We start from the raw sequence: 20,287 nt of genomic DNA on the forward strand, positions 1-20,287 counted from the left end.
GTAAATATGAGGCCTTCGCCATGCTCGATCTCGAACTTCTGAAGACGCTGGTGTGCGTCGTCGACGAAGGCAGCTTCACACGGGCCGGCGACCGTGTGCACCGCACGCAGTCGACGGTCAGCCAGCAGGTGCGGCGCCTCGAAGAACTGGTCGGCCGTACGCTGCTGATGCGCGACCGCACGGGCAACCAGGTGACGGCGACAGAGCACGGCGAACTGCTGACGCAATATGCACGCCGCCTGATCGCGCTGTCGCAGGAGGCACAGGACGCGCTCGCGAGCGACGTCTGGCGCACGCCGATCCGCATCGGCGTGCCGGAAGACTTCGACGCCAGGCGCATGGCGTCGATCCTGTCGGGCTTCGTCAAGGCGCGGCCCGAGGCGCGGCTCGAAACGGTCGCGGGCATGAGCGCCGATCTGTACCGCAAGCTGTCGGGCGGGGAAATCGAGATTGCGCTCGTCAAACGCGAGCCGGGCAGCGGACCGAGTCTCGCGTCGTGGCCCGAATCGCTGGTGTGGGTGCGCGGGCGCATGATCGAAGTGCCACCCGAAGATGGCGAGCCGATTCCGCTGGCGCTGTTTCCGCAAGGCTGCGTGTACCGCAAGCGCGCGATCCGCAGTCTCGATCATACGCAGCGAAGCTGGCGCGTCGCGTTCGGCAGCCACAGCCTGACGGGCATTCAGGCCGCTGTCGCTTCCGGCCTCGGCATCACCGTGCTGCCGACCACGGCCGTGCTGCCCGAGCATAGCGTGTGCTTCGACCTGCCGCGTCTGCCGCCCACTGAACTCGCGCTCATCGGCGCGGGCGGCGCGATGAACGCAGTGCAATCGGCGCTGGTGGATTTCCTGCGCGAGGCGGTGTCGGTCTAGTCGCCGCTGCGCCGCGCGAAGAAACGGTTTTCCGGTCGCGGCAAGCCAAGATGATCGCGCAACGTCGTGCCTTCGTATGCGCGCCGGAAAATGCCGCGCCGTTGCAGTTCTGGCACGACCTTATCGGCGAAATCGTCGAGGCCGCCTGGCAGATACGGAAACATCACATTGAATCCGTCCGAGCCGCGCTCGGTCAGCCATTGTTCCATCTGATCGGCGATCGTCGCGGGCGTGCCGACCATTTCCAGCCCCGAATAGCCGCCGATCCGCTGCGCAAGCTGGCGGATCGTCAACTGGTCCCGGCGCGCCCAATCGACGACGCGTTGCCGCGAACTCTTGCTGGCGTTGCTTTCGGGAATCTCGGGCAGCAGCGAATCCGGGTCGAGTTGCGACACGTCATGGCCGAGCGCGATCGACAGCGACGCGATGCCGCTGTCGTAGTGCACGAAGGTATCGAGTAGCGCGCGCTTTTCGCGTGCTTCATCGACGGTATCGCCGACTACGACGAACGCGCCCGGCAGAATCTTCAGATGATCCGGGTCGCGGCCTGCGCGCTCGACGCGGCTTTTCACATCGGCGTAGAAGCGTTTGCCTTCTTCCAGCGAGGGCGGTGCGGTGAACACGGCGTCGGCCGTTTCGGCGGCGATCTGGCGTCCCGCTTCCGACGATCCCGCCTGCACGACCACGGGCCAGCCCTGGACAGGCCGCGCGATATTCAGCGGCCCGCGCACCGACAGATGCTCACCCTTGTGGCCGAGCACATGCATCCGCCCGGTGTCGACAAACACGCCGCTTTCGACGTCGCGAACAAACGCGTCGTCGGCCCAGCTATCCCACAGGCCCGTGACGACGTCGTAAAACTCGCGTGCGCGATGATAGCGCTCGCCGTGCTCGACATGGGCTTCGAGTCCGAAGTTCAGCGCCGCATCGGGATTCGATGTGGTCACGAGATTCCAGCCGGCGCGCCCGCCGCTCAGATGATCGAGCGAAGCGAAGCGGCGCGCGACGTGATACGGCTCGTCGAACGTCGTCGACGAAGTCGCGATCAGCCCGATGCGCTCCGTCACCGACGACAGCGCGGCGAGCAGCGTCAGGGGCTCGAACGATGTCACCGTGTGGCTGCGCCGGAGCGCGGCGGGCGGCATGTTGAGCACGGCCAGATGATCGGCCATGAAGAACGCGTCGAAGCACGCGCGTTCGAGTGTCTGCACGAAGCGTTTCAGATGCGCGATGTTGAAGTTTGCGTCGGGGTACGCGCCGGGAAAGCGCCACGCGCCCGTATGCAGGCTGACGGGGCGCATGAAAGCGCCGAGATGCAACTGACGGGACCGGGTCATGATGGAAGCCCTTGCCGAAAAGATAAGCAGGTTGCGAAGCATGCGCGAAATACGATACGACAAGCGCGCAAATCCGGCTGGCCAAATGCCAAACGCACAAGTGGGCCGATAAGCGCGGTGATATCGGCGGCATTCGCTGTTTCGGCATGAAAAGCAAAGCTGCAACGGCGTGATTTGCTACGCACGAAACATTCGAACGACGGCGGCGAGAAGTGCCTATAGTCGGAAGCCTCATGCAGTCTCCATAACCAGCACGCAACCTTTCGATGAACCACACTTTCTCCCTCCTGCGCCGCGCGTTGCACGCCGCCGCGTTCGTCGTGGCGTCGGCCGCGATCGTCTCGCCCGTCCACGCCGAAACCCGCGAAGTCGTGATCGGCTATCAGGACATGGTCGTGCCGTGGCGCTACGCGCAGGTCACGGGCGCCGTCGAAAAAGCCACCGGCTACAAGGTCACGTACCGCAAGCTTGGCAGCGGTGCGGACGTCATCCGCGCGCTCGCGTCAGGCTCCATCCAGCTCGGCGAAGCAGGCTCCAGCCCGATCGCGGCGGGACTGTCGCAAGGCGTGGACCTGTCGCTGTTCTGGATTCTCGACAACATCAACGATGCCGAAGCGCTCGTTGCACGCGACGGCTCGGGCGTGACGAAGCTCACCGATCTGAAGGGCAAGACGATTGGCCTGCCGTATGTGTCGACGTCGCACTTCCATGCACTCGTGGCATTGCAGCAGGCAGGTGTCGATCCGTCGACGGTGAAGATTCTCAACCTGCGCCCGCCCGAGGTCGCGGCCGCCTGGCAGCGCGGCAACATCGACGCGACGTACATCTGGGACCCCGTGCTCGCGAAGGTCAAGCAGAACGGCAAGGTGCTGATCACGTCGGGTGAAGTTGCGAAGGAATCGGGCAAGGCGACCTTCGACGGTTTCGTCGCCGCGCGCCAGTTCGAGCGCGACAACGCCGCGTTCATGACGGGCCTCGTCAAGGTGCTGGCCGACACCGATGCGCAGTATCGCGAGCACAAGGCGGCATGGACGCCCGCGTCGAAGGAAGTGCAGGCCGTTGCGCAGGAGTCGGGCGCAACGCCCGCCGACGTGCCCGCCAGCCTCGCGCTGTACGCGTTCCCGACTGCCGCGGAGCAGGCGTCGCCGACGTGGCTCGGCGGCGGCAAGCAGTCGGGCGCGGCGGCATCGCTGGCGGCGACGGCGGCGTTCCTGAAGACGCAGGGCACGATCCAGAACGTGCTGCCTGATTACTCGAGCGCCGTGAATCCTCGCTTCGCGCAACAGGCCGCGCGATGAGCACGCTGGAAATCCGCGGCGTCGGCGTGACCTATGACGGTGCGGATGGGCCCGCGCTCGCGGGCGTCGATCTGCGTATCGACAGCGGCGAGTTCGTCGTCGCACTCGGCGCGTCGGGCTGCGGCAAGACCACGCTGCTCAATTGCATCGCGGGTTTCGTCGATCCCACGGAAGGCGAGGTGCGCCTGAACGATGCGCCCATCGAAGGGCCGGGCGCGGAGCGCGGCGTCGTGTTCCAGAAGCATGCATTGATGCCGTGGCTCAACGTGCTCGACAACGTCGCGCTCGGACTTCGCTTTCGCGGCGTCGCGCGCGACGAGCGGCACGAGATCGCGCGGCGCACGCTGGCGCTCGTCGGGCTGGAGCGGCATGCGAACGCGAAGGTCTACGCGCTGTCGGGCGGCATGCAGCAGCGCGTGGGCATCGCCCGCGCCCTGGCGAGCGATCCGCAAGTGCTGTTGATGGACGAGCCGATGGGCGCGCTCGATGCGCTCACGCGCGAAACGGTTCAGGAACTCGTGCTCGACGTGTGGTCGCGCACGCAAAAGACGGTGTTCTTCATCACGCACAGCGTCGAAGAGGCGCTGTTTCTCGCGACGCGTCTCGTGCTGATGACGCCTGGCCCGGGACGCGTCGCGGAAGTGCATGAACTGCCGTTCGCACGCGAATACCTGGCGTCGCGCGATGCGCGTGCGGTGAAGTCGTCGGCGGCTTTTATCGCGTGGCGCGAGCGTCTGACGCGCCGCTTGCATGAGACGGTGCGGGAGGCCGCCTGATGAACTCGATCGATTCTTCGCGCCCCAGCGTAGCGGGACGCTTGCCTGCCGCGCATAGCGACAACGCTTACGCGGCCCGCCCACGTAAGCGCAAGGCCAATCGCGGCATACCCGGCGAAGGTCCGACTGCCGCGCTCAGCACGCTGTGCGTTACAGCGTTGCTGCTGCTGTGGTGGGCCTCGTCGCATTTCGGCTGGGTGCCGCCGCTGTTTCTGCCGTCGCCGGACGCTGTCTGGCGCGCATTCGCCGACGCATGGAACGGCCGCATTCAGGGCGGCCTGCCATTGTCGGAACACCTGATGTGGAGCGCGATCCGCGTGTTCGGCGCGTTTGCGCTCGCCTGCGTGACGGCCGTGCCGATCGGCGTATTGATGGGCGTGAGCCGGGTTGCGCGCGGCCTGCTCGATCCGCCCATCGAGTTCTACCGGCCGCTGCCTCCGCTCGCGTATCTGCCGCTGGTGGTGATCTGGTTTGGCATCGATGAAACGGCAAAGCTGATCGTCATCTGGCTCGCCTGCTTCGCGCCAATTGCGATGGCCGCGCGCGCGGGCGTGCGCAGCGCCACCGTCGAGCAGATCAATGCCGCGTGGTCGCTTGGCGCGAACTTCAGGCAGGTCGTGCTGCACGTCGTGTTGCCCGCGGCGTTGCCAGAGATTCTCACCGGGCTGCGCATTGCGATCGGCTTCGGCTGGACCACGCTCGTCGCCGCCGAGATGGTCGCGGCGACGGCGGGGCTGGGACAGATGGTGCTCAACGCGTCGAGCTTTCTGCGCACGGATGTCGTCGTGATGGGCATCGTGCTGATCGGCGCGATTGCCTGGCTGTTCGATCTCGGCATGCGCGCGCTGGAACGCAAGCTCGTACCGTGGAAGGGCAAGCAGTAGCGCGCTGGCGGCGGGCTAGCGGCTTGCCTGGTTCGCGCGCTTCGCGAGCAGGCACAAGATTTCGTACATCAGCGTCGCGGCGACGAGCGCGGTGTTGCCGCTCGGATCGTACGGCGGTGAGACTTCGACCACGTCGCCCCCGACCCAGTTGAGCCCGTCGAGACCGCGCAGCAGCGCCTGCGTCTCGCGGGTCGTGAGACCGCCCACTTCCGGCGTGCCCGTGCCCGGCGTGAACACCGGGTCGAGTCCGTCGACATCGAGCGACAGATAAACGGGCGCATCGCCGACGATGCGCCGCGCTTCGGCGGCGACAGCGGCCGGCCCGAGTTCGTCGAACTCTTCGATGAACACCACGCGCATGCCGTGATCGAGCGAATAACGCCAGCCTTCGTCCGAATTCTGCGCGCCGCGAATGCCGATCTGAATAGTTCGCTTCGGGTCCAGCAGACCGGCTTCGACCGCGCGGCGAAACGGCGCGCCGTGCGTGAATTTCGAGCCTTTGAACGAATCCCAGGTGTCGGTGTGTGCGTCGATGTGCACCAGCGCGATGGGTTCGCGCGGCGCCAGCGCCTGGAAGATCGGGTAGGTGATCGAGTGATCGCCGCCCGCCGTCAGCGCGAGCTTGCCGGCGCGGAACACGGGTTCGAAGAAACGGCGGATGTCGTCGTGCGCGCGTTCGAGATGATAGAGATCGGTGAACGGCACATCGCCGATATCGGCGACGCGGCAGGCGTCGAACGGATTGAAGCGCGTCACGTGATGGATGCCGCGCATCATCGTGGACATGTTGCGGATTTCGCGCGGACCGAAGCGCGCACCCGGGCGCGCCGTGACGCCGCCGTCGAATGGCACGCCGGCAAGCGCAATGTCGAAGGTGCTCAGGTCCGTGCTGAACGGCACACGCATGAAGGTCGGGATGCCCGCGAAGCGCGGCTGCTGCATCTGGGTCAGATCGGTTGCCGTCACATTGAACTCCTGTTTCACTCTCGTTTAGCGCCAACTGCACGCTTTAGAACGTCGGCGGCGTATTGATCCACAGCACGCGGGTGATGACGTCGCCGGGATTGCGATAACTGTGCGGCTCGGTGCTCGGGAAGTAGAAGGAATCGCCCGCCTGCAGCCGGTAGCATTCGCTGCCGAGCGTGAGTTCGAGTTCGCCTTCGAGCACATAGCCCAGTTCTTCCCCCGCATGGCTGATCTGCTCGTCGCTGCGCGCAAGCGGTTCGAGCACGTGAATGTCGCCTTGCAGCAGTTGCCCGGGGCCCGCCACGACGAGCCGTTCCAGCATGATCGAGCCGCCCGCGCGGCCATGTCGGCCAGCCGTCTGCAGCGCGCCCGGAAAGCGCACGGAAGGCCGCTCGCTTGCGCGCTGTATGGGCGTGACGGTCGCAACGGGACCGGACACCAGTGCAGCGATGTTGGTGTCCAGCGCGAGCGCGATCCGGTGCAAGGTCGCCAGCGACGGCGTCGCGTGACCGCCTTCGACTTTCGACAGCAGACTCTCCGAGCAGCCCGCCTGCTCCGCCAGCGCCTTGAGCGTGAGCTGCTGCACCATGCGTGCGTGCCGCAGCCGTGTGCCGAGCCCTTCGGCCGCCGCGCCTGGTGCGGAGTGAGAGGCTGCCGCGCGGGGCGCTTTGGCGGCGCGCCGCGGCTCGAGTGAGGACGGCCTGCGGGCAGCGCCGTTACCGGACGTGGGGGTTTTTCTGGTGGCCACCGTGTGCGTTCTGTCGATCAGCGTAAATGAAGGGTCTGGCGAGTATCAGGCGAGAACCGTGAACTCGACTTCGACCGGGTTGAGTGCGTTGATGGGAATGATATCCTGCGGACACGCCGACATCACCACGATGCAATCCATCGCCGCCTTGATGTCCACATGGTCGCCCGCTTTCGATACGGGCGGCAGCCATTCGATCGTGTAATCCGGTTTGACGGGGATGTTCATCCACAGGTTGAACGGCTGCGGCACTTCCCGCGTGCGCAGCCCGATCGCCTTCAACGCCAGCCGCAGATTGTCCGAGCAGTTGTCGTGATAGCTCTCCACACCCAGGTTCTGGTAGCGATACAGATCGCAGGCAGCGATCAGCGTGTCGTGCACGCCCGGCGACGTATCGGCGACCAGTTCGGCGATCGGGCGGCGATGATTCGTCACGAGCGGGTCGCCCGGCTGCGGAATGATCTTGTCGATATACGCGCGCGTGTGCTCGAACGAGAGGAATTCATTCAGGTGCGTGGCATTGAAGATCCATGTATCGCAGACCTGCGTGCCGTGCGGGTTCGAGATGCGGATGGTTTGCCCCGCCTTGACGCGCACGGCGCGGCCGCAGCGCGCGGGCACCGTGTAGCTCTTGCCGGGCTCGGGCGTGCCGTCGGCGGAAATGGGTTCGTGCAACGTGGCGTTCTGGCCGAGTTCCGTGCCGTTGTCGTCGCCCGCGTGGGCATGCGCGTGCGTATGCGTGTGGGTCGTGCTCATCTGGGTTCCTTGTCAGTCGTTGCAAAGGGTGGTGAGGGTGTGCGCGAGCGCGCGTGCGCCCAGCACGAGGTGTCGGGCATCCGTGGCTTCAGCCGGGTTGTGGCTGATGCCGTTGCGGCTCGGCACGAACAGCATCGCCGTGGGGCAGTGCTGCGCGAGATACATGGCGTCGTGAAACGCGCCCGACGTGAGGCGCAGCGCGGGCGCGTCGAGCGCGTGGCAGGCGGCGTCGAGCCGCGCGAGCACCGTCGCGTCGAAACGCACTGGCGCGTGAGTGAAAAGCGGCGCGATGCGCGCGCCGTGTCGTCTGGCGCAAGCGGATACCAGCGTGTCGAACGTGTCGAGCACATGGGCGTCGGGATGACGGAAATCGACGGAGAAGGTCACGTCGGATGGAATCGTGTTGATCGAATTCGGCGTCACGCTCCAGCGCCCGAATGTCACGCGCGTGTGCTCGCCGCCCAGTGACATGGCGATTTCTTCGAGCGACGCACGCAGCGTGACGGCCAGCGTCATCGCGTCGCGACGCATCGGCATCGGCGTGGTGCCCGCGTGCGCTGCCACGCCTTCGCAATGGAATTCGTACCAGCGCACGCCCTGAATGCCCGTGACGACGCCGAGCGGCACGTCGGCGTTCTCCAGTTGCGGACCTTGTTCGATATGCAACTCGACGAACGCATGCGCAGGCAGGGCGTCGCCGCGTGACGGCAGATCCGGCAAGGCGCGCCGATGACTCTCCAGCGCGGCGCGCAGCGTGACGCCGTCGGCGTCGGCGGCGTCGAGGTAAGTGGGCATGCGCGCGGGCTCGACAAACGCGCTCGATCCCATGGCGCCCGGCGCGAAACGTGTGCCTTCTTCGTTGGTCCAGATCGCGACGTCGAGTGGACGTCGCGTGCGGATGCCCGCATCGTTGAGGGCAGCGATGCACTCGAGCCCGGCGAGCACGCCGTAGCAGCCGTCGAGCTTGCCGCCCGACGGTTGCGTGTCGATGTGGCTGCCCGTCATCACGGGCGGTGCAGCGTCGATGCCGGGCCGGCGGATGAACAGGTTCGCGCATGCGTCGGTGGAGACGGTGCAGCCCAACGCGTGCGCACGTTCGACCAGATAGCGGCGTGCATCGAGATCCGTTGCACTGAGAGCGGGGCGGTTCACGCCGCCGTCGGACCGCGCGCCGAATGCGGCGAGCGCGTCGATCGACGCGAGCAGGCGTGTCTCGTCGATACTTTGCGCGGCACGCAGCGCAACGTCATCGTGTGCCGGTTGACCGGTTCGCATCACGACGACGCTCCCGAAGTCTGCTCCACGCTGTCGGTTCTTCCTGCGGGCGCGGTCACGCTCAGGCTGCGATCGAACCACGGCTTGAGAAACTGCTGAAGACGCGGCGTGCGCGAGTTGCCGAAGAGTTGTGCAGGCGGCCCCGACTCGACGATCTGTCCCGCTTCCATGAACACGACCTTGTCGGAAATCTTCGCGGCAAAGCTCATTTCGTGCGTGACCATGACCATCGTCATGCCGTCCTGGGCGAGCGAACGGATCACGTTCAGCACCTCTTCGACGAGTTCGGGATCGAGCGCCGATGTCGGTTCGTCGAGCAGCATCACTTCCGGCTCGATGGCGAGCGCACGCGCAATGCCGACGCGCTGCTGCTGTCCGCCGCTCAGCCGCGCGGGATAGACGTCCGCCTTGTGCTGCAGGCCGACGCGAGCGAGCGCCGCGCGCGCCTTGTCGCGCGCATCCGCGCGGCGCATTTTCTTGGCCAGCACGAGCGGCGCGGCGACGTTGTCGAGCACGCTCATGTGCGGCCACAGATTGAACTGCTGGAACACCATCGACACGGGGCGCCGCACCTCTGCGATGCTCGCCTCGCTGTCGCGATCGCGCGCCGTGCGGCCAGCGGAGCGATAGCCGAGCAGTTGCCCCTTGATCCAGACTTCGCCTTCGTCATAGGGCTCGAGAAAGTTCATGCAGCGCAGCGCGGTCGTCTTGCCCGAGCCGGACGGGCCGATCAGCGTGACGATCTCGCCGCGCATCACGTCGAGGTCGATGCCCTTGAGCACGCGGGTTGCGCCGTACGACTTGCCGACGGCGCGCAGCTTGAGGATGGGTTGAGCGCTCATGTGGCTTTATTCGTGGCGTTCTGCAGGAAAGGGATCATCGCCGTCGCGCGCTGCGCGAGCAGCGACACGGCCTGGGTGAGCAGCCAGTAGCTCACGATCAGCAGCGCATACGGACCGATGTAGGTGTAAGTGGAGGCGACGATGTCGCTGGCCGTCATCGTCAGTTCGGGGACCGTGATGATGGATGCGACGGCGCTTTCCTTGATGACGAGAATGACCTGGTTCGCGAGCAGCGGCACGGCGAACGCAAGCGCCTGCGGCAACTCGATCGCGCGGAACGCGGCCCAGCGGCTCACCCCGAAGGCCTGCGCGGCCTCCATCTGACCGCGCGGGACACTGGCCCATGCAGCGCGAAAGATCTCCGCGAAATACGCGCTCGCGTAGATCGCGAGCGACACGACCGTTGCTTGCACGGCCGTCATCGTGATACCGAAAACAGGCAGCCCGAAGTAGACGATCATCAATTGCGACAGATACGGCATGCCGCGAATCAGCCAGACGAACAGACCGTAGGGCGCCGCGAGCGCGCGTGCGTAACGCAGGCGCAACGCGTTGAGTGCGAAGCCGCCTGCCATGCCGAGCACGGCCGCGATCAGGCTGACTTCGAGCGTGACGAGCATTGCGTCGGCGAAGCGTGGAACGAGAGCGAGCAGGTTATCCATGCGAGTGATCCCCGGTCATGCGCGCGCCGCCGCGCGCCGCTCGTAGCAATGCGCGGCGAACGACAGCAGCGTCGTGATGGCCAGATAGAAGAGCGCGGCGCACGTGTACACCTCGAGCGGCCGGTACGTCGACGACGACAGTTGCTGGCCGACGCGCATCAGGTCCGTCACGGATATCACCGACACCACAGCCGATGCCTTGACGATATCGATCATCTCCGACACGAGCGCGGGCAGCGTCACGCGCACCACCTGCGGCACTTCGATGTGCCACAGCACCTGACGGCGCGTGAGATTGAAGGTGACGGCTGCTTCGATCTGCCCGCGGGCGATCGAGCGAAAGCCCGCGCCGAGAATCTGCGACTGATACGCGGCCGTGTTCATCGACAGCCCGATGGCCGCTGCGACGATGCCGGGCACCGCGAGCCCGAGCGCCGACGGCAGGTAATACATCACGAGCAGTTGCGCGAGCACGGGTGTGCCGCGAAACACGCTGACGTAGACCCGCGCGGCGCTCGCGAGCAGCCGGCTGTCGCTTGCCGACATCGTGTAGATGAAGATGCCGGCAAAGAAGCCGCAGAGCACGGCAGCCGCCGACAGCCACAGTGTCGTCAATGCGCCGTCCAGCAGTTGCGGCAGATAGCCGGCGCAGCGCGCGAGCAGATCGGGAGCGTTCATCTATCGGATCGAGGCAAGTCAGATGGAGGGCACGGGGACAGCGTCGGCGGGGACGTCCATCGTCGAGCCGAACCACTTCTCCTGGAGCTTCTTCATCGTGCCATCGCGATTCGCGCGGGCGATGCCGTCGCTGAACAGCTTGACGAGCGCGGCGCTGTCGCTGTCCTTGCGCGCGACCCACGCGAAGTAGCTCTTCGGTCCGATGGTCTGCGGCAGCAGCGTGAACACACCTGGGCGCGATTTCATCAACGGCCCAAGGTTCGCGACCGATTGCGCGACGGCATCGAGCCGTCCCACGGCGAGGTCGGCATAGGCTTCGTCGAACGCGACGTACTGCTTGATCTGCTTGATGCCGGGGCCGCCTGCGTCTTTCAGTTTCTTGTCGAGCGCCTGCAATGCCTGCAGCTGCGCCGAGCCCGTTTGCGAGCCGACGATCTTGCCGTTCAGGTCGTCGGGAGACTTGATGCTCGTGTCGCCGTTGCGCAGCAGCACGCCCGTGGTCGCGTCGGCGACGGGCACGGTGAACGCGAAGTGGCTGACGCGGTCCTTGTTGACGGTCACGGCCGTCACGACGATGTCGAAACGCTTCGCGTCGAGTCCGGGCAGGAGGCCTTGAAACGGCAGGTCGAGCTGCTTGACCTTCACATCGGGTATCGACTTCAGCACGTAAGCCATCAGATCGGCGTCATAGCCGACGATCTTGCCGTTATCGACGTATTCGAACGGTGCGTAACGGGCCTCCGTCGCGATGGTGATTTCCTTGTTCGTCTTGATGCGCGCCAGCAGGTCGTCGGTTTGCGACCAGCCCGGCGTCGCCGTGACGAGTGCGAGCGCACCGAGCAACGAGAAGACCAGACTGCGGAGAGGCTTGTTCATGACGCTTCCTTGTGAGAGGCCCGTGGCCGGTTATGAAAGTTAAAAGAATTCAATTCAAGTAACTTGAATGAGGTTCAATAAGCATGAGGCGTGCCATGCGGCACGGCACGGCCAGGCTTGAAAGAACGTGCGCCCGATGCACCGGCGCGGGGAGTTTTCTGCCGGCCGAGGTCGCACGCGGCGCACGATGCACCGCGCTGGGGACATGGGCCGTGTGACGATGTCGCAATTCGTCGCATCGATGTCGCGCCGGCATTGCAGACGCATCGGGGCGCCGCCGTTAGTCCGGTAGACGGCCTGCGATCGCATGGCCGGCCCGTTTTCGTTCTGACTACTGGAGAAACGCTGCGCGCGCCGTTCTCGCGGCGCGCACGCTGCTTTGCGCTCATGTTCAGAAACACCACGATTCGCGGCGGGCTCGCCGCCACCATCTCGGGTTGCACGCTGCTGTTGATGCTGGTCATCGCGGCGGCCGTGTTTGCGCTCTTCAAGAGCAACGCCGCGCTCGATGCGATGTATCGGGACGACACCGCTTCCGTCGTGCATCTGAAGACCAGCTCCGAGCGGCTGCTGGTGTTTCGCGCTGGGCTCGCCGACGTCGAGCAATTGATCAGTGCGGGCAAGCCCGCTGCTGCTGAAATCAAGCAGCTGCATGTGCTGCTCGGCGAGAGCAACCGCGAACTCGATGCGTACCGTGCGCTGCACGCGCCTGACGCGCAGGAAACGACGCTGCTCGAAGCGATGACGGGCAAACGCGACCGTCTGCTGGCGCAGGCTTTTTCGAAGGCACTCAAGCAGCTAGACGAAGAGAATCTGGTCGACTTCCTGAGCACGCAGCGCGAGATACCCGTCGCGCTGTTCGACGAATACCAGAAGGCGCTCATCGCGCTGGAGGATTTTCAGGTGCAGCGCCAGCGCACGCGCTTCGATCACGCGAACGAGCGCTTTCACATGACGCTGTGGGGCTTCGGCTTGGCTGGATTGATCGCGTTGATCGTCGGCGTGCTTGCGCATCGGGCGCTGACGCGGGCGATCGTCACGCCCGTCAATGCCGCCGTCGACTACTTTGCGAAGATCGCAGCGGGCGACCTCACGGCCGTCGTCAAGACAGAACGCCGCAACGAAATGGGTTATCTGCTCGACGCGCTGAACGACATGCAGCAAGGTCTCGTCGCCGTCGTGCGCAAGGTCAGGGCGGGGACGGACGCGATCATGCACGATGCGCAAGCCATTGCCAGCGGCAACCGCGATCTGTCGATGCGCGCGGGCGATCAGGCCGCCTCGCTCCAGCAGGCGGCCGCGAGCATGGAAGAACTGACGGCGACGGTGCGGCAGAACGCCGACAATGCGCACGACGCGAGCGCGCTCGCCACTCGCGCGTCCGAGATTGCGACACGCGGCGGCGAGGTGGTACGTCAGGTCGTCGACACGATGGATGCGATTTCGGATAGCTCGGCGCGCATCGTCGGTATTGTGGGTGTGATCGAGAGCATCGCGTTCCAGACCAATATTCTTGCGCTGAACGCCGCCGTCGAAGCGGCGCGCGCGGGCGATCAGGGGCGCGGCTTCGCGGTAGTGGCCAGCGAGGTGCGACATCTGGCGCAGCGCAGCGACACCGCCGCGAAGGAAATCAAGGAACTGATCGGCAATTCGACGCAGAGTGTGCGCGCGGGCAGCGAACTGGTATTGCGCGCGGGCTCGACGATGGACGACATCCTGAAAGCCGTGCAGAGCGTGAACGCGATCATGGCGGATATCAGTCTGGCGTCGCGCGAGCAGACGGCGGGGATCGAACTGGTCAACGCGACCGTCGTGCAGATGGAAGCGATGACGCAGAGCAACGCATCGCTGGTCGAGTCGGCGTCGACCACGGCGGCTTCGCTGGAGGCGCAAAGCGAGCATCTGCACGGCGCGGTGGCGATATTCCGTGTGAGCGGGGACGAGCAGGCCGCGTGACCGTGCAGGCCGCCGATCTGTTGGATTGCCTCGCGTATCGGATGAGCGAATGTTGGCTGCCATCCGTCATTGCGGCCGTTCGATCCCGACGCGTCGATCCTGACGGTTGACCGCGAACCCTTGATGGGCGGGCCTTCAGCGGTTCGCCAACGGACCTGCAAGCACGATTGGCATAGCCCATGCAGTTGTCGCTGCGGGCGCAACGACGATCGTTGTCGCGCGATGCGTGGGTCTCTGCCGTGCGGATCGAGTTCGCGAAACTGTGTTGATCGTTTGAGCCTGACATGACGCGCGGGCTGGCCCTCGCGCATTCGACTGCTCAACGAACTCAACGGAGTCCACATGAACGCGAAAATTATCGGCGCGCTGTTGCTGGCGTGCGTGACATCCTTTTCCCTGCCAGCCTTCGCAGGCGATGACGGGCCCGCTTCGAGTCCTCGCACAGGCGGCGTCGTGAAAGCGTCGCACGCCGCGCACAGCGCTCAAATGGCAACGCCGGACAAGGCTACGCCCGGCAATCACAGCGGGGTCGGCGGCGTTGACCCGGGGAAATCTCAGTCCGGCCGGCGCGAGCAGCCCGACAGCATCGATCCGATGTATCGCGGCGGTTGAGTTGCCCGTCAAGACTCGCCGCGTCTGCCGAACCTGAGTCGAGCCTCAGGTTCGCGTCAAAATTGCCTGACGATAAGCGCTATCGTCACGCTATTTCACGCCACATGCGCCGAACTGTTCGCTAAATCGTGCTAATCGCGGTGTTTGCTTGTTTTTGCGGGGTCGCGCGTTTTATCCTTATCGTTTGGTAGCCGAAAGGGGATAGCGTGGACCGCATTCAGGCAATGGAAGTATTCACTCGTGTGGTCGATGCGAACAGCTTCACGCGCGCCGCCGAGCAGATGGGCATGCCGCGCGCGACGGTGACGACGACCATTCAGAACCTCGAGGCCGTGCTCGGTGTGCGTCTGATGAACCGGACCACACGCCGTCTGTCGCTCACGCCGGAAGGCGCGGCGTATTACGAGCACTGCATCCGCATCATCACGGACATCGCGGAAACGGACGCGAATTTTCAGGCGGGCAATCGCAAGCCGAGCGGCGCGCTGCGCGTGCATATGCCGAATTCGCTCGGGCGATATCTCGTCATTCCGGCGTTGCGCAGCTTTCACGAGCGCTATCCGGACATCTCGCTGGATCTGGGTCTCTCCGACCGGCCCGTCGATCCCGTCGAGGAGGGGATCGACTGCATGGTGCGCGCGGGGCCGTTAGAAGATTCGTCGATGGTTGCACGGCGCGTCGGCACGCTCAAGCGCGTGACGTGCGCGTCGCCCGATTATCTGCAGCGCTACGGTTCGCCGAAGAGCATCGACGATCTGGCCATGCATCAGGCCGTGAATTTCCGTGTCGCGCACAACACGCGGCCGATGCCGTGGATCGTTCTCGTCGACGGCAAGCCAACTGAAGTGCGGATGAACGGTGTCGTCACGGTCAACGACTCGGAAGCGTACGTCAAGTGCGGACTGGAAGGTTTCGGCCTGATCCAGCCTATGCTCTTCATGGTCGCGCCGAAACTGCGCGACGGATCGCTGCTCGAAGTGCTGCCCGATTTCAAGCCGAAGCCCAAGCCGGTGTCGATCGTGTATCCGAACAACCGGCATCTGTCCGCGAAGGTGCGCGTGTTCGCGGACTGGATCGCGGAGTTGTTCGAGTCGACGCCCGCGCTGGCGGATGGCGATACACGGCGCGTGGTGGTGCCGAAACGCGAGACGCAGCAGGCGGATCATGGGCCGATTGCGGCATGACGTTCGTCGTCACAGCATGTCTTCGTGACGGCAATTGATGAGCAGTTCGGCCATGCTCGCCGTGTTCGGCAATTCGAGCGTATTGACGACGATCGTTGCGATGTCGCCCGGCTGCGTCATTGCGTCGGGCGGCAGATCGGCGAGTCCGGCCGCCATGTCGGTGTTGACGAAGCCGGGGCAGACGGCCGTCGCCCGCACGCCGTCGTCCCAGCCCGCGCGCCGCACCGCATGGGTCAACGCGATCACCGCGTGTTTCGACATCTGATAGCCGACGTTCAGGTTCTTCACCCGCTTGCCCGACAGTGACGCAAGCTGCACGAAGCGTCCGTTGCCCGCGCGCTTCAGATGCGGCAACGCGGCCTGCGCGAGCCGGAAGGGCGCCTTTACGTTGATGTCGAGTGTTTCGTCGAGCAACTCGCTGGCGCCGTCGTCGAAGCCGATCATCTTGCAGATGCCGGCGTTGCTCACCAGCACGTCCAGCCGGCCGAAACGATCGATGGTCGCGTTGACCCACTGCCGGGCGGCATGCCCGTCGCGCGCTTCGTAGGCGAAGAGAAACGCGTCGAGGTCGTTATCGAACGATGACGGATCGCGCATGCCCAGCGACAGCCGATATCCGCGCCGATGCAACTCCAGCGCGATCTCGCGGCCGATACCGCGATTCGCGCCTGACACCATCGCTACCTTATCCATGTGCTGTTCCCGCTGACGATGTGATGGGCGACGCTCAGAAGCCCGCGTCGATGGTAATTTTCGTGCCGTCGCTGAAGCGTTCGAGGCGAAACGCGTGCGGATCGACGAGCGGCGTGTCGTTGTTGACGAGGTCTGCCATCAGCTTGCCTGCGGCCGGTCCGATGCCGAACCCGTGCCCCGAGAAGCCCGTGCCGATGAAGAGCCCCGGCACGCGCGCAGCGCTGGAGATGACAGGAATCGCATCGGGCGTCACGTCGATATAGCCGGCCCAGCGCTGCGCGATCTTCGCGCTGGCGAGATGCGGGAACGCCTTCACGAACTCGCGCAGCCCGTTGTCGACATAGGGCACGACGGGATCGGGATCGAGCGTGCGAATGGCTTCGAAGATGGTAGGACGGTCGAGCGCCCAGCGGCGCGGCCGCTTCAATTCGTCGAGAAAACGCTTGCCGACGCGGATCTGCAACGCGCCCATCTGGCTCTTCAGCGCCTCGATGTATTTGAAGAACAGGCGGAACGCATCGGGCGTAAGGTCCGCGTGCGTGCGCAGTCCATAAGCGACCGTGTAGCCGCCGTCCGCGCGCTTGCGGAATGCGAACTCCTCGTTGTTCGCGCTGCACGTCGGGCCGCCTTCGAGCGGCTCGGTACGCAGCACGGAGGCTCGCGTCAGCAGTTGCGGCAGTTCGACGCCGAGATTGCCGCAGAAATAGCGCGTCCATGCGCCACCCGCGACGACGACGGCATCGCAGCGAATCGTGCCGTGTTCGGTGACGACGGCGCTGACGCGTCCGCCGCTCGTTTCGATGCCCCGTACGGCGCAGGGCGTGAGTATCTTGACGCCTCGCTTGCGCAGCGCATTCGCGATGGCGGGCGCGGCCTTTTGCGGTTCCGCGCGCGCGTCGCCCGGCGTGTAGATGCCGCCCTTGAAACTGCGGGTCGAGCCGGGCAGCAGGCCGGCAATTGTCTGCGTGTCGACTTCGCGCGTGTCGAACGCATCACCGGCAATCTGCCTCGCGCGCGCGAGCCAGTCGCGATGCCTTGCCAGGGTCGCGTCGTCGTTCGATACATACAGAATGCCGCACTGATTGAAGCCCGTGTCGATGCCCAGCGTGCGGTCCAGCGTGCGCCACAGTTTCAGGCTTTCGATGCTCAGCAGCAGTTCGCGCGGGTCGCGGCGCGTGACGCGGACCCAGCCCCAGTTGCGGCTCGACTGCTCGCCGGCGATGTGTCCTTTCTCGCATAGCGCGACCTGCAAGCCTTTGTCGCTCAGATACAGCGCAGTGGAAACGCCGATGATCCCGCCGCCGATCACCACGACATCGGCGCGTTCGGGCAACTGGATATCGTCGGCTACGGTGTCGACTTTCGGTCCCATGATCTGTCTTGAGTTGGATGGGTTCAAGGCCGGCGTTCGGCGATGCCGGCCGCGGCGGCCTGGGATTGCATCGCTGCCTCGCGCCGCGCTGCGCGCAGGCTGCGCGGCGCCGGCTTGCCGCCGCGCGCGCCGGGGTTCGAGAAGCGGTTGGTCCAGCGGTCGATGTGATTGATCGCGTGCGTGAGCGGCACGGTGATCAGCAGATACACGACGCCTGCCGCGACGAGCGGCGACAGGTTCGCCGTATTGACGGCCGTGTTCTGCCCGATCGTGAAGAGATCGCGTTGCGACGTGAGCAGCCCGAGAAAGTAAACGAGGCTCGAATCCTTGACGATCGAAATGAACTGGTTGGCCAGCGCGGGCAGAATGCGCCGCACGCCCTGCGGCACGATGACATGCCGCATGCCGCTCCAGTACGTCATGCCGAGCGCCTGACACGCATACATCTGGCCGCGCCCCACGCTCTGGATGCCCGAGCGGAAAATCTCGGCGATATACGCGGACGAGATCAACGCGAGCGCGACGATCGCGAGGGGATAGGGGTTCGGTCCGAAGATCGACAGCCCGATGGGCGCCAGCCCCTGGCCAACCACGAGAATCACGAGCGCCGCGGGCAGGCCGCGAAACACGTCGATGAACACCTGCGCGGGAAACATCAGCCAGCGCGTGTTGGACACGGCCATCAGCGCGAGCACCATGCCCGCGACGATGCCGAGCACCGTCGAGAACAACGACAGGATCAACGTGTTCACGAGGCCCGTCCCCAGCAACGCCGGCAACGAGTCGAGCAGAAGCGGCCAGTCGAGAAAGTTCTGCAAAAAGGCATCCATGTGCGCTCTCCAGGAGACGGGACGTGGTCGATCAGGTGCGGTTGGCCGGCGCGGCGCTCAGGAGCCCGACTTCATTTCATACGGCGGCAGGTTGGCAGGCTTCGGATAGCCGGGATGGAACTGCAGATAGAGCTTCATCCACGTACCGTCGGCCACCAGTTCGCCGAGCGTCTTGTTGAGCGCGGTTTCGAGCTTGACGTTGCCCTTGTGAACGGGAAAGCCGGCCGGCAGATTGATGGCGGAGATGTCGAGCTTGTCCGCGATGTTCATTTGCGGGTACTTGCTTTGCAGCCCCTCCACCAGGGTCTTGTCGACGAAATAGCCGTCGATGTACTTGTTGCGCAGCGCAAGGAACCCCGCGTTCAGATTCGGAAAGCGCACGATCTGCGCACTGGGCAGATAGCTGTCGGAGTACGTGTCTTCGATGGTGCCTTGCACGACGCCGATCCGCTTGCCCTTCACCGACGCGACGTCGCTCGAAATCGTGCTGTCCGGCAGCGTCGCGACGCTCAACAGTCCCGTCAGATAGCCTTCTGAAAAGTCGACCATCTTGAGCCGTTCTTTCGTGATCGAAATGGAGCCGGCGGCAAGATCGATCTGCTGGTTCGCGACGCTCGGCAACAGGCCGGCGAAGTCCTGCGCGCGGAAGTCGGCGGACAGGCCGAGCTTCGCGGCGATCGCGCGAATCAGCTCGACATCGAAACCCGTCATCTTGCCGTTGTCGATGTACGAATAGGGCTTGTTGTTCGCGTCGACGCCGGCGACGATCTTGCCCGGCGTGAGCGTGCCCACGTCTGCCGCATGAGCGGCCGATACGGCTGCAACGCATAGCGAAGCAGCCAGCGCGAGACTGCGTGCAATTTGAAGAAAACGCATCATGAGGCTCCTCTCGAAAGGAACGGCGGTGGGCGGAAGTGGAACAGCAAGGCGAACGCGGCGTGTGCCGCTCAATGCAGAATGCGCGACAGAAACTCGCGCGCACGCTCGGAGCGAGGGCGCGCGAAAAACTGTTCTTTCGAGTCGTCCTCGACGATGGCGCCGCGATCCATGAACAGGATGCGGTCCGCGACGCGCCTGGCGAAGCCCATTTCATGGGTCACGCACAGCATCGTCATGCCGTCCTGGGCGAGCGCGCTCATCACGTCGAGCACTTCGTTGACCATCTCCGGATCGAGCGCGGAGGTCGGTTCGTCGAACAACATGGCAACCGGGTCCATCGACAGCGCGCGGGCAATCGCCACACGCTGCTGCTGGCCACCCGACAACTGCGTCGGGTACTTGTCTTCGTAATCGCGCAAGCCCACGCGCCGCAACAGCGAGCGCGCCTTGTCGGCAGCTTCGTCGCGGCTGCGTCCGAGCACCGTCATCTGCGCCAGCATCAGGTTGCGCTGCACGCTCAGATGCGGAAACAGTTCGAAATGCTGGAACACCATACCGACCTTCGCGCGCAAGCGCGCAAGGTTCGCCCTGGCCGCCGTCACGTCCACGCCGTCGACGACGATGCGGCCATCCTGCACCGGCTCGAGCCCGTTGACCGACTTGATCAGCGTCGACTTGCCCGAGCCCGACGGCCCGCAGATCACGACCACTTCGCCGCGCCCGATCGTCGCGGAGCAGCCCGACAGCACGCGGTGCTCGCCAAACCATTTCGAAACGTTGTGCAGATGGATCAT

General features: G+C 65.0%; 21 protein-coding genes. 7 read left to right on the plus strand and 14 right to left on the minus strand.

Annotated features, from left to right (window positions below):
* Positions 1-20: 20 nt before the first annotated feature.
* Complete coding sequence (locus PPGU16_RS34015; protein ID WP_180727079.1) at positions 21-869, plus strand: LysR family transcriptional regulator; 849 nt, start codon at positions 21-23, stop codon at positions 867-869.
* Here the strand turns inward: PPGU16_RS34015 and PPGU16_RS34020 are convergent.
* Complete coding sequence (locus tag PPGU16_RS34020) at positions 866-2,206, minus strand: LLM class flavin-dependent oxidoreductase (protein ID WP_180727080.1); 1,341 nt, start codon at positions 2,204-2,206, stop codon at positions 866-868. The two genes, PPGU16_RS34015 and PPGU16_RS34020, sit on opposite strands and share 4 nt — an antisense overlap.
* Before the next feature lie 266 nt (positions 2,207-2,472).
* On the opposite strand from PPGU16_RS34020, the gene tauA reads away from it, so the two are divergent.
* The 3 genes from tauA to PPGU16_RS34035 are packed head-to-tail and all read left to right on the plus strand — an operon-like array spanning position 2,473 to position 5,164.
* Positions 2,473-3,504, plus strand: coding sequence for a taurine ABC transporter substrate-binding protein (tauA, locus tag PPGU16_RS34025; protein WP_180725246.1), 1,032 nt, complete (start codon positions 2,473-2,475; stop codon positions 3,502-3,504).
* Complete coding sequence (locus PPGU16_RS34030) at positions 3,501-4,280, plus strand: taurine ABC transporter ATP-binding protein (protein ID WP_180725247.1); 780 nt, start codon at positions 3,501-3,503, stop codon at positions 4,278-4,280. The genes tauA and PPGU16_RS34030 overlap by 4 nt, the downstream gene beginning before the upstream one ends.
* Positions 4,280-5,164: an ABC transporter permease subunit gene (locus PPGU16_RS34035; RefSeq protein ID WP_180725248.1), complete on the plus strand. Its 885-nt coding sequence runs from the start codon at positions 4,280-4,282 to the stop codon at positions 5,162-5,164. Before PPGU16_RS34030 ends, PPGU16_RS34035 begins: the two co-directional genes overlap by 1 nt.
* A 15-nt stretch (positions 5,165-5,179) precedes the next feature.
* Here PPGU16_RS34035 and speB read toward each other — a convergent pair whose 3' ends face one another.
* The 8 genes from speB to PPGU16_RS34075 form a co-directional block, all read right to left on the minus strand.
* A complete protein-coding gene (gene speB, locus PPGU16_RS34040; protein WP_180725249.1) occupies positions 5,180-6,130 on the minus strand; it encodes an agmatinase in 951 nt (316 codons plus the stop codon).
* Between the two features lie 43 nt (positions 6,131-6,173).
* Positions 6,174-6,719: a cupin domain-containing protein gene (locus PPGU16_RS34045; RefSeq protein ID WP_238267648.1), complete on the minus strand. Its 546-nt coding sequence runs from the start codon at positions 6,717-6,719 to the stop codon at positions 6,174-6,176.
* A gap of 204 nt (positions 6,720-6,923) precedes the next feature.
* Positions 6,924-7,634 (minus strand): DUF1989 domain-containing protein, encoded by a 711-nt coding sequence (locus PPGU16_RS34050; RefSeq protein WP_180725251.1) that lies wholly within the window; start codon positions 7,632-7,634, stop codon positions 6,924-6,926.
* 12 nt (positions 7,635-7,646) lie between these two features.
* Positions 7,647-8,912, minus strand: a complete 1,266-nt coding sequence (locus PPGU16_RS34055) for a M20 family metallo-hydrolase (protein WP_180725252.1) — start codon at positions 8,910-8,912, stop codon at positions 7,647-7,649.
* Positions 8,909-9,751: an amino acid ABC transporter ATP-binding protein gene (locus PPGU16_RS34060; RefSeq protein WP_180725253.1), complete on the minus strand. Its 843-nt coding sequence runs from the start codon at positions 9,749-9,751 to the stop codon at positions 8,909-8,911. The genes PPGU16_RS34055 and PPGU16_RS34060 overlap by 4 nt, the downstream gene beginning before the upstream one ends.
* Positions 9,748-10,413 carry an amino acid ABC transporter permease gene (locus PPGU16_RS34065; protein ID WP_180725254.1) on the minus strand — a complete coding sequence of 222 codons (666 nt, stop codon included), beginning with the start codon at positions 10,411-10,413 and terminating at the stop codon, positions 9,748-9,750. The genes PPGU16_RS34060 and PPGU16_RS34065 overlap by 4 nt, the downstream gene beginning before the upstream one ends.
* Positions 10,414-10,428: 15 nt before the next feature.
* Positions 10,429-11,091 (minus strand): amino acid ABC transporter permease, encoded by a 663-nt coding sequence (locus tag PPGU16_RS34070; protein ID WP_180725255.1) that lies wholly within the window; start codon positions 11,089-11,091, stop codon positions 10,429-10,431.
* 18 nt (positions 11,092-11,109) lie between these two features.
* Positions 11,110-11,967, minus strand: a complete 858-nt coding sequence (locus tag PPGU16_RS34075) for a transporter substrate-binding domain-containing protein (RefSeq protein WP_180725256.1) — start codon at positions 11,965-11,967, stop codon at positions 11,110-11,112.
* 387 nt (positions 11,968-12,354) lie between these two features.
* Between PPGU16_RS34075 and PPGU16_RS34080 the strand changes: the two genes are divergently transcribed.
* The 3 genes from PPGU16_RS34080 (at position 12,355) to PPGU16_RS34090 (ending at position 15,719) form a co-directional block, all read left to right on the plus strand.
* On the plus strand, positions 12,355-13,923 hold the full coding sequence (locus PPGU16_RS34080) for a methyl-accepting chemotaxis protein (RefSeq protein ID WP_180725257.1): 1,569 nt from the start codon (positions 12,355-12,357) through the stop codon (positions 13,921-13,923).
* A 342-nt stretch (positions 13,924-14,265) separates the two neighbouring features.
* Positions 14,266-14,535: a hypothetical protein gene (locus PPGU16_RS34085; RefSeq protein WP_180725258.1), complete on the plus strand. Its 270-nt coding sequence runs from the start codon at positions 14,266-14,268 to the stop codon at positions 14,533-14,535.
* A gap of 206 nt (positions 14,536-14,741) precedes the next feature.
* A complete protein-coding gene (locus PPGU16_RS34090; protein WP_180725259.1) occupies positions 14,742-15,719 on the plus strand; it encodes a LysR family transcriptional regulator in 978 nt (325 codons plus the stop codon).
* Between the two features lie 9 nt (positions 15,720-15,728).
* Here the strand turns inward: PPGU16_RS34090 and PPGU16_RS34095 are convergent, their stop codons facing one another.
* The 5 genes from PPGU16_RS34095 to PPGU16_RS34115 all read right to left on the minus strand — a co-directional run bounded on the left by PPGU16_RS34095 (position 15,729) and on the right by PPGU16_RS34115 (position 20,287).
* A complete protein-coding gene (locus PPGU16_RS34095) occupies positions 15,729-16,412 on the minus strand; it encodes an SDR family NAD(P)-dependent oxidoreductase (RefSeq protein ID WP_180725260.1) in 684 nt (227 codons plus the stop codon).
* A 34-nt stretch (positions 16,413-16,446) separates the two neighbouring features.
* Entirely contained in the window at positions 16,447-17,784 is a 1,338-nt protein-coding gene (locus PPGU16_RS34100) for an NAD(P)/FAD-dependent oxidoreductase (RefSeq protein WP_180725261.1), read from the minus strand.
* A 23-nt stretch (positions 17,785-17,807) separates the two neighbouring features.
* Positions 17,808-18,614: an amino acid ABC transporter permease gene (locus tag PPGU16_RS34105; protein ID WP_180725262.1), complete on the minus strand. Its 807-nt coding sequence runs from the start codon at positions 18,612-18,614 to the stop codon at positions 17,808-17,810.
* A 57-nt stretch (positions 18,615-18,671) separates the two neighbouring features.
* Positions 18,672-19,490, minus strand: a complete 819-nt coding sequence (locus tag PPGU16_RS34110) for a substrate-binding periplasmic protein (protein WP_180725263.1) — start codon at positions 19,488-19,490, stop codon at positions 18,672-18,674.
* Between the two features lie 71 nt (positions 19,491-19,561).
* On the minus strand, positions 19,562-20,287 hold the full coding sequence (locus PPGU16_RS34115; RefSeq protein WP_180725264.1) for an amino acid ABC transporter ATP-binding protein: 726 nt from the start codon (positions 20,285-20,287) through the stop codon (positions 19,562-19,564).

The sequence above is a fragment of the Paraburkholderia largidicola genome, assembly GCF_013426895.1.
In the GTDB taxonomy this organism is placed as follows: Bacteria; Pseudomonadota; Gammaproteobacteria; order Burkholderiales; family Burkholderiaceae; genus Paraburkholderia; species Paraburkholderia largidicola.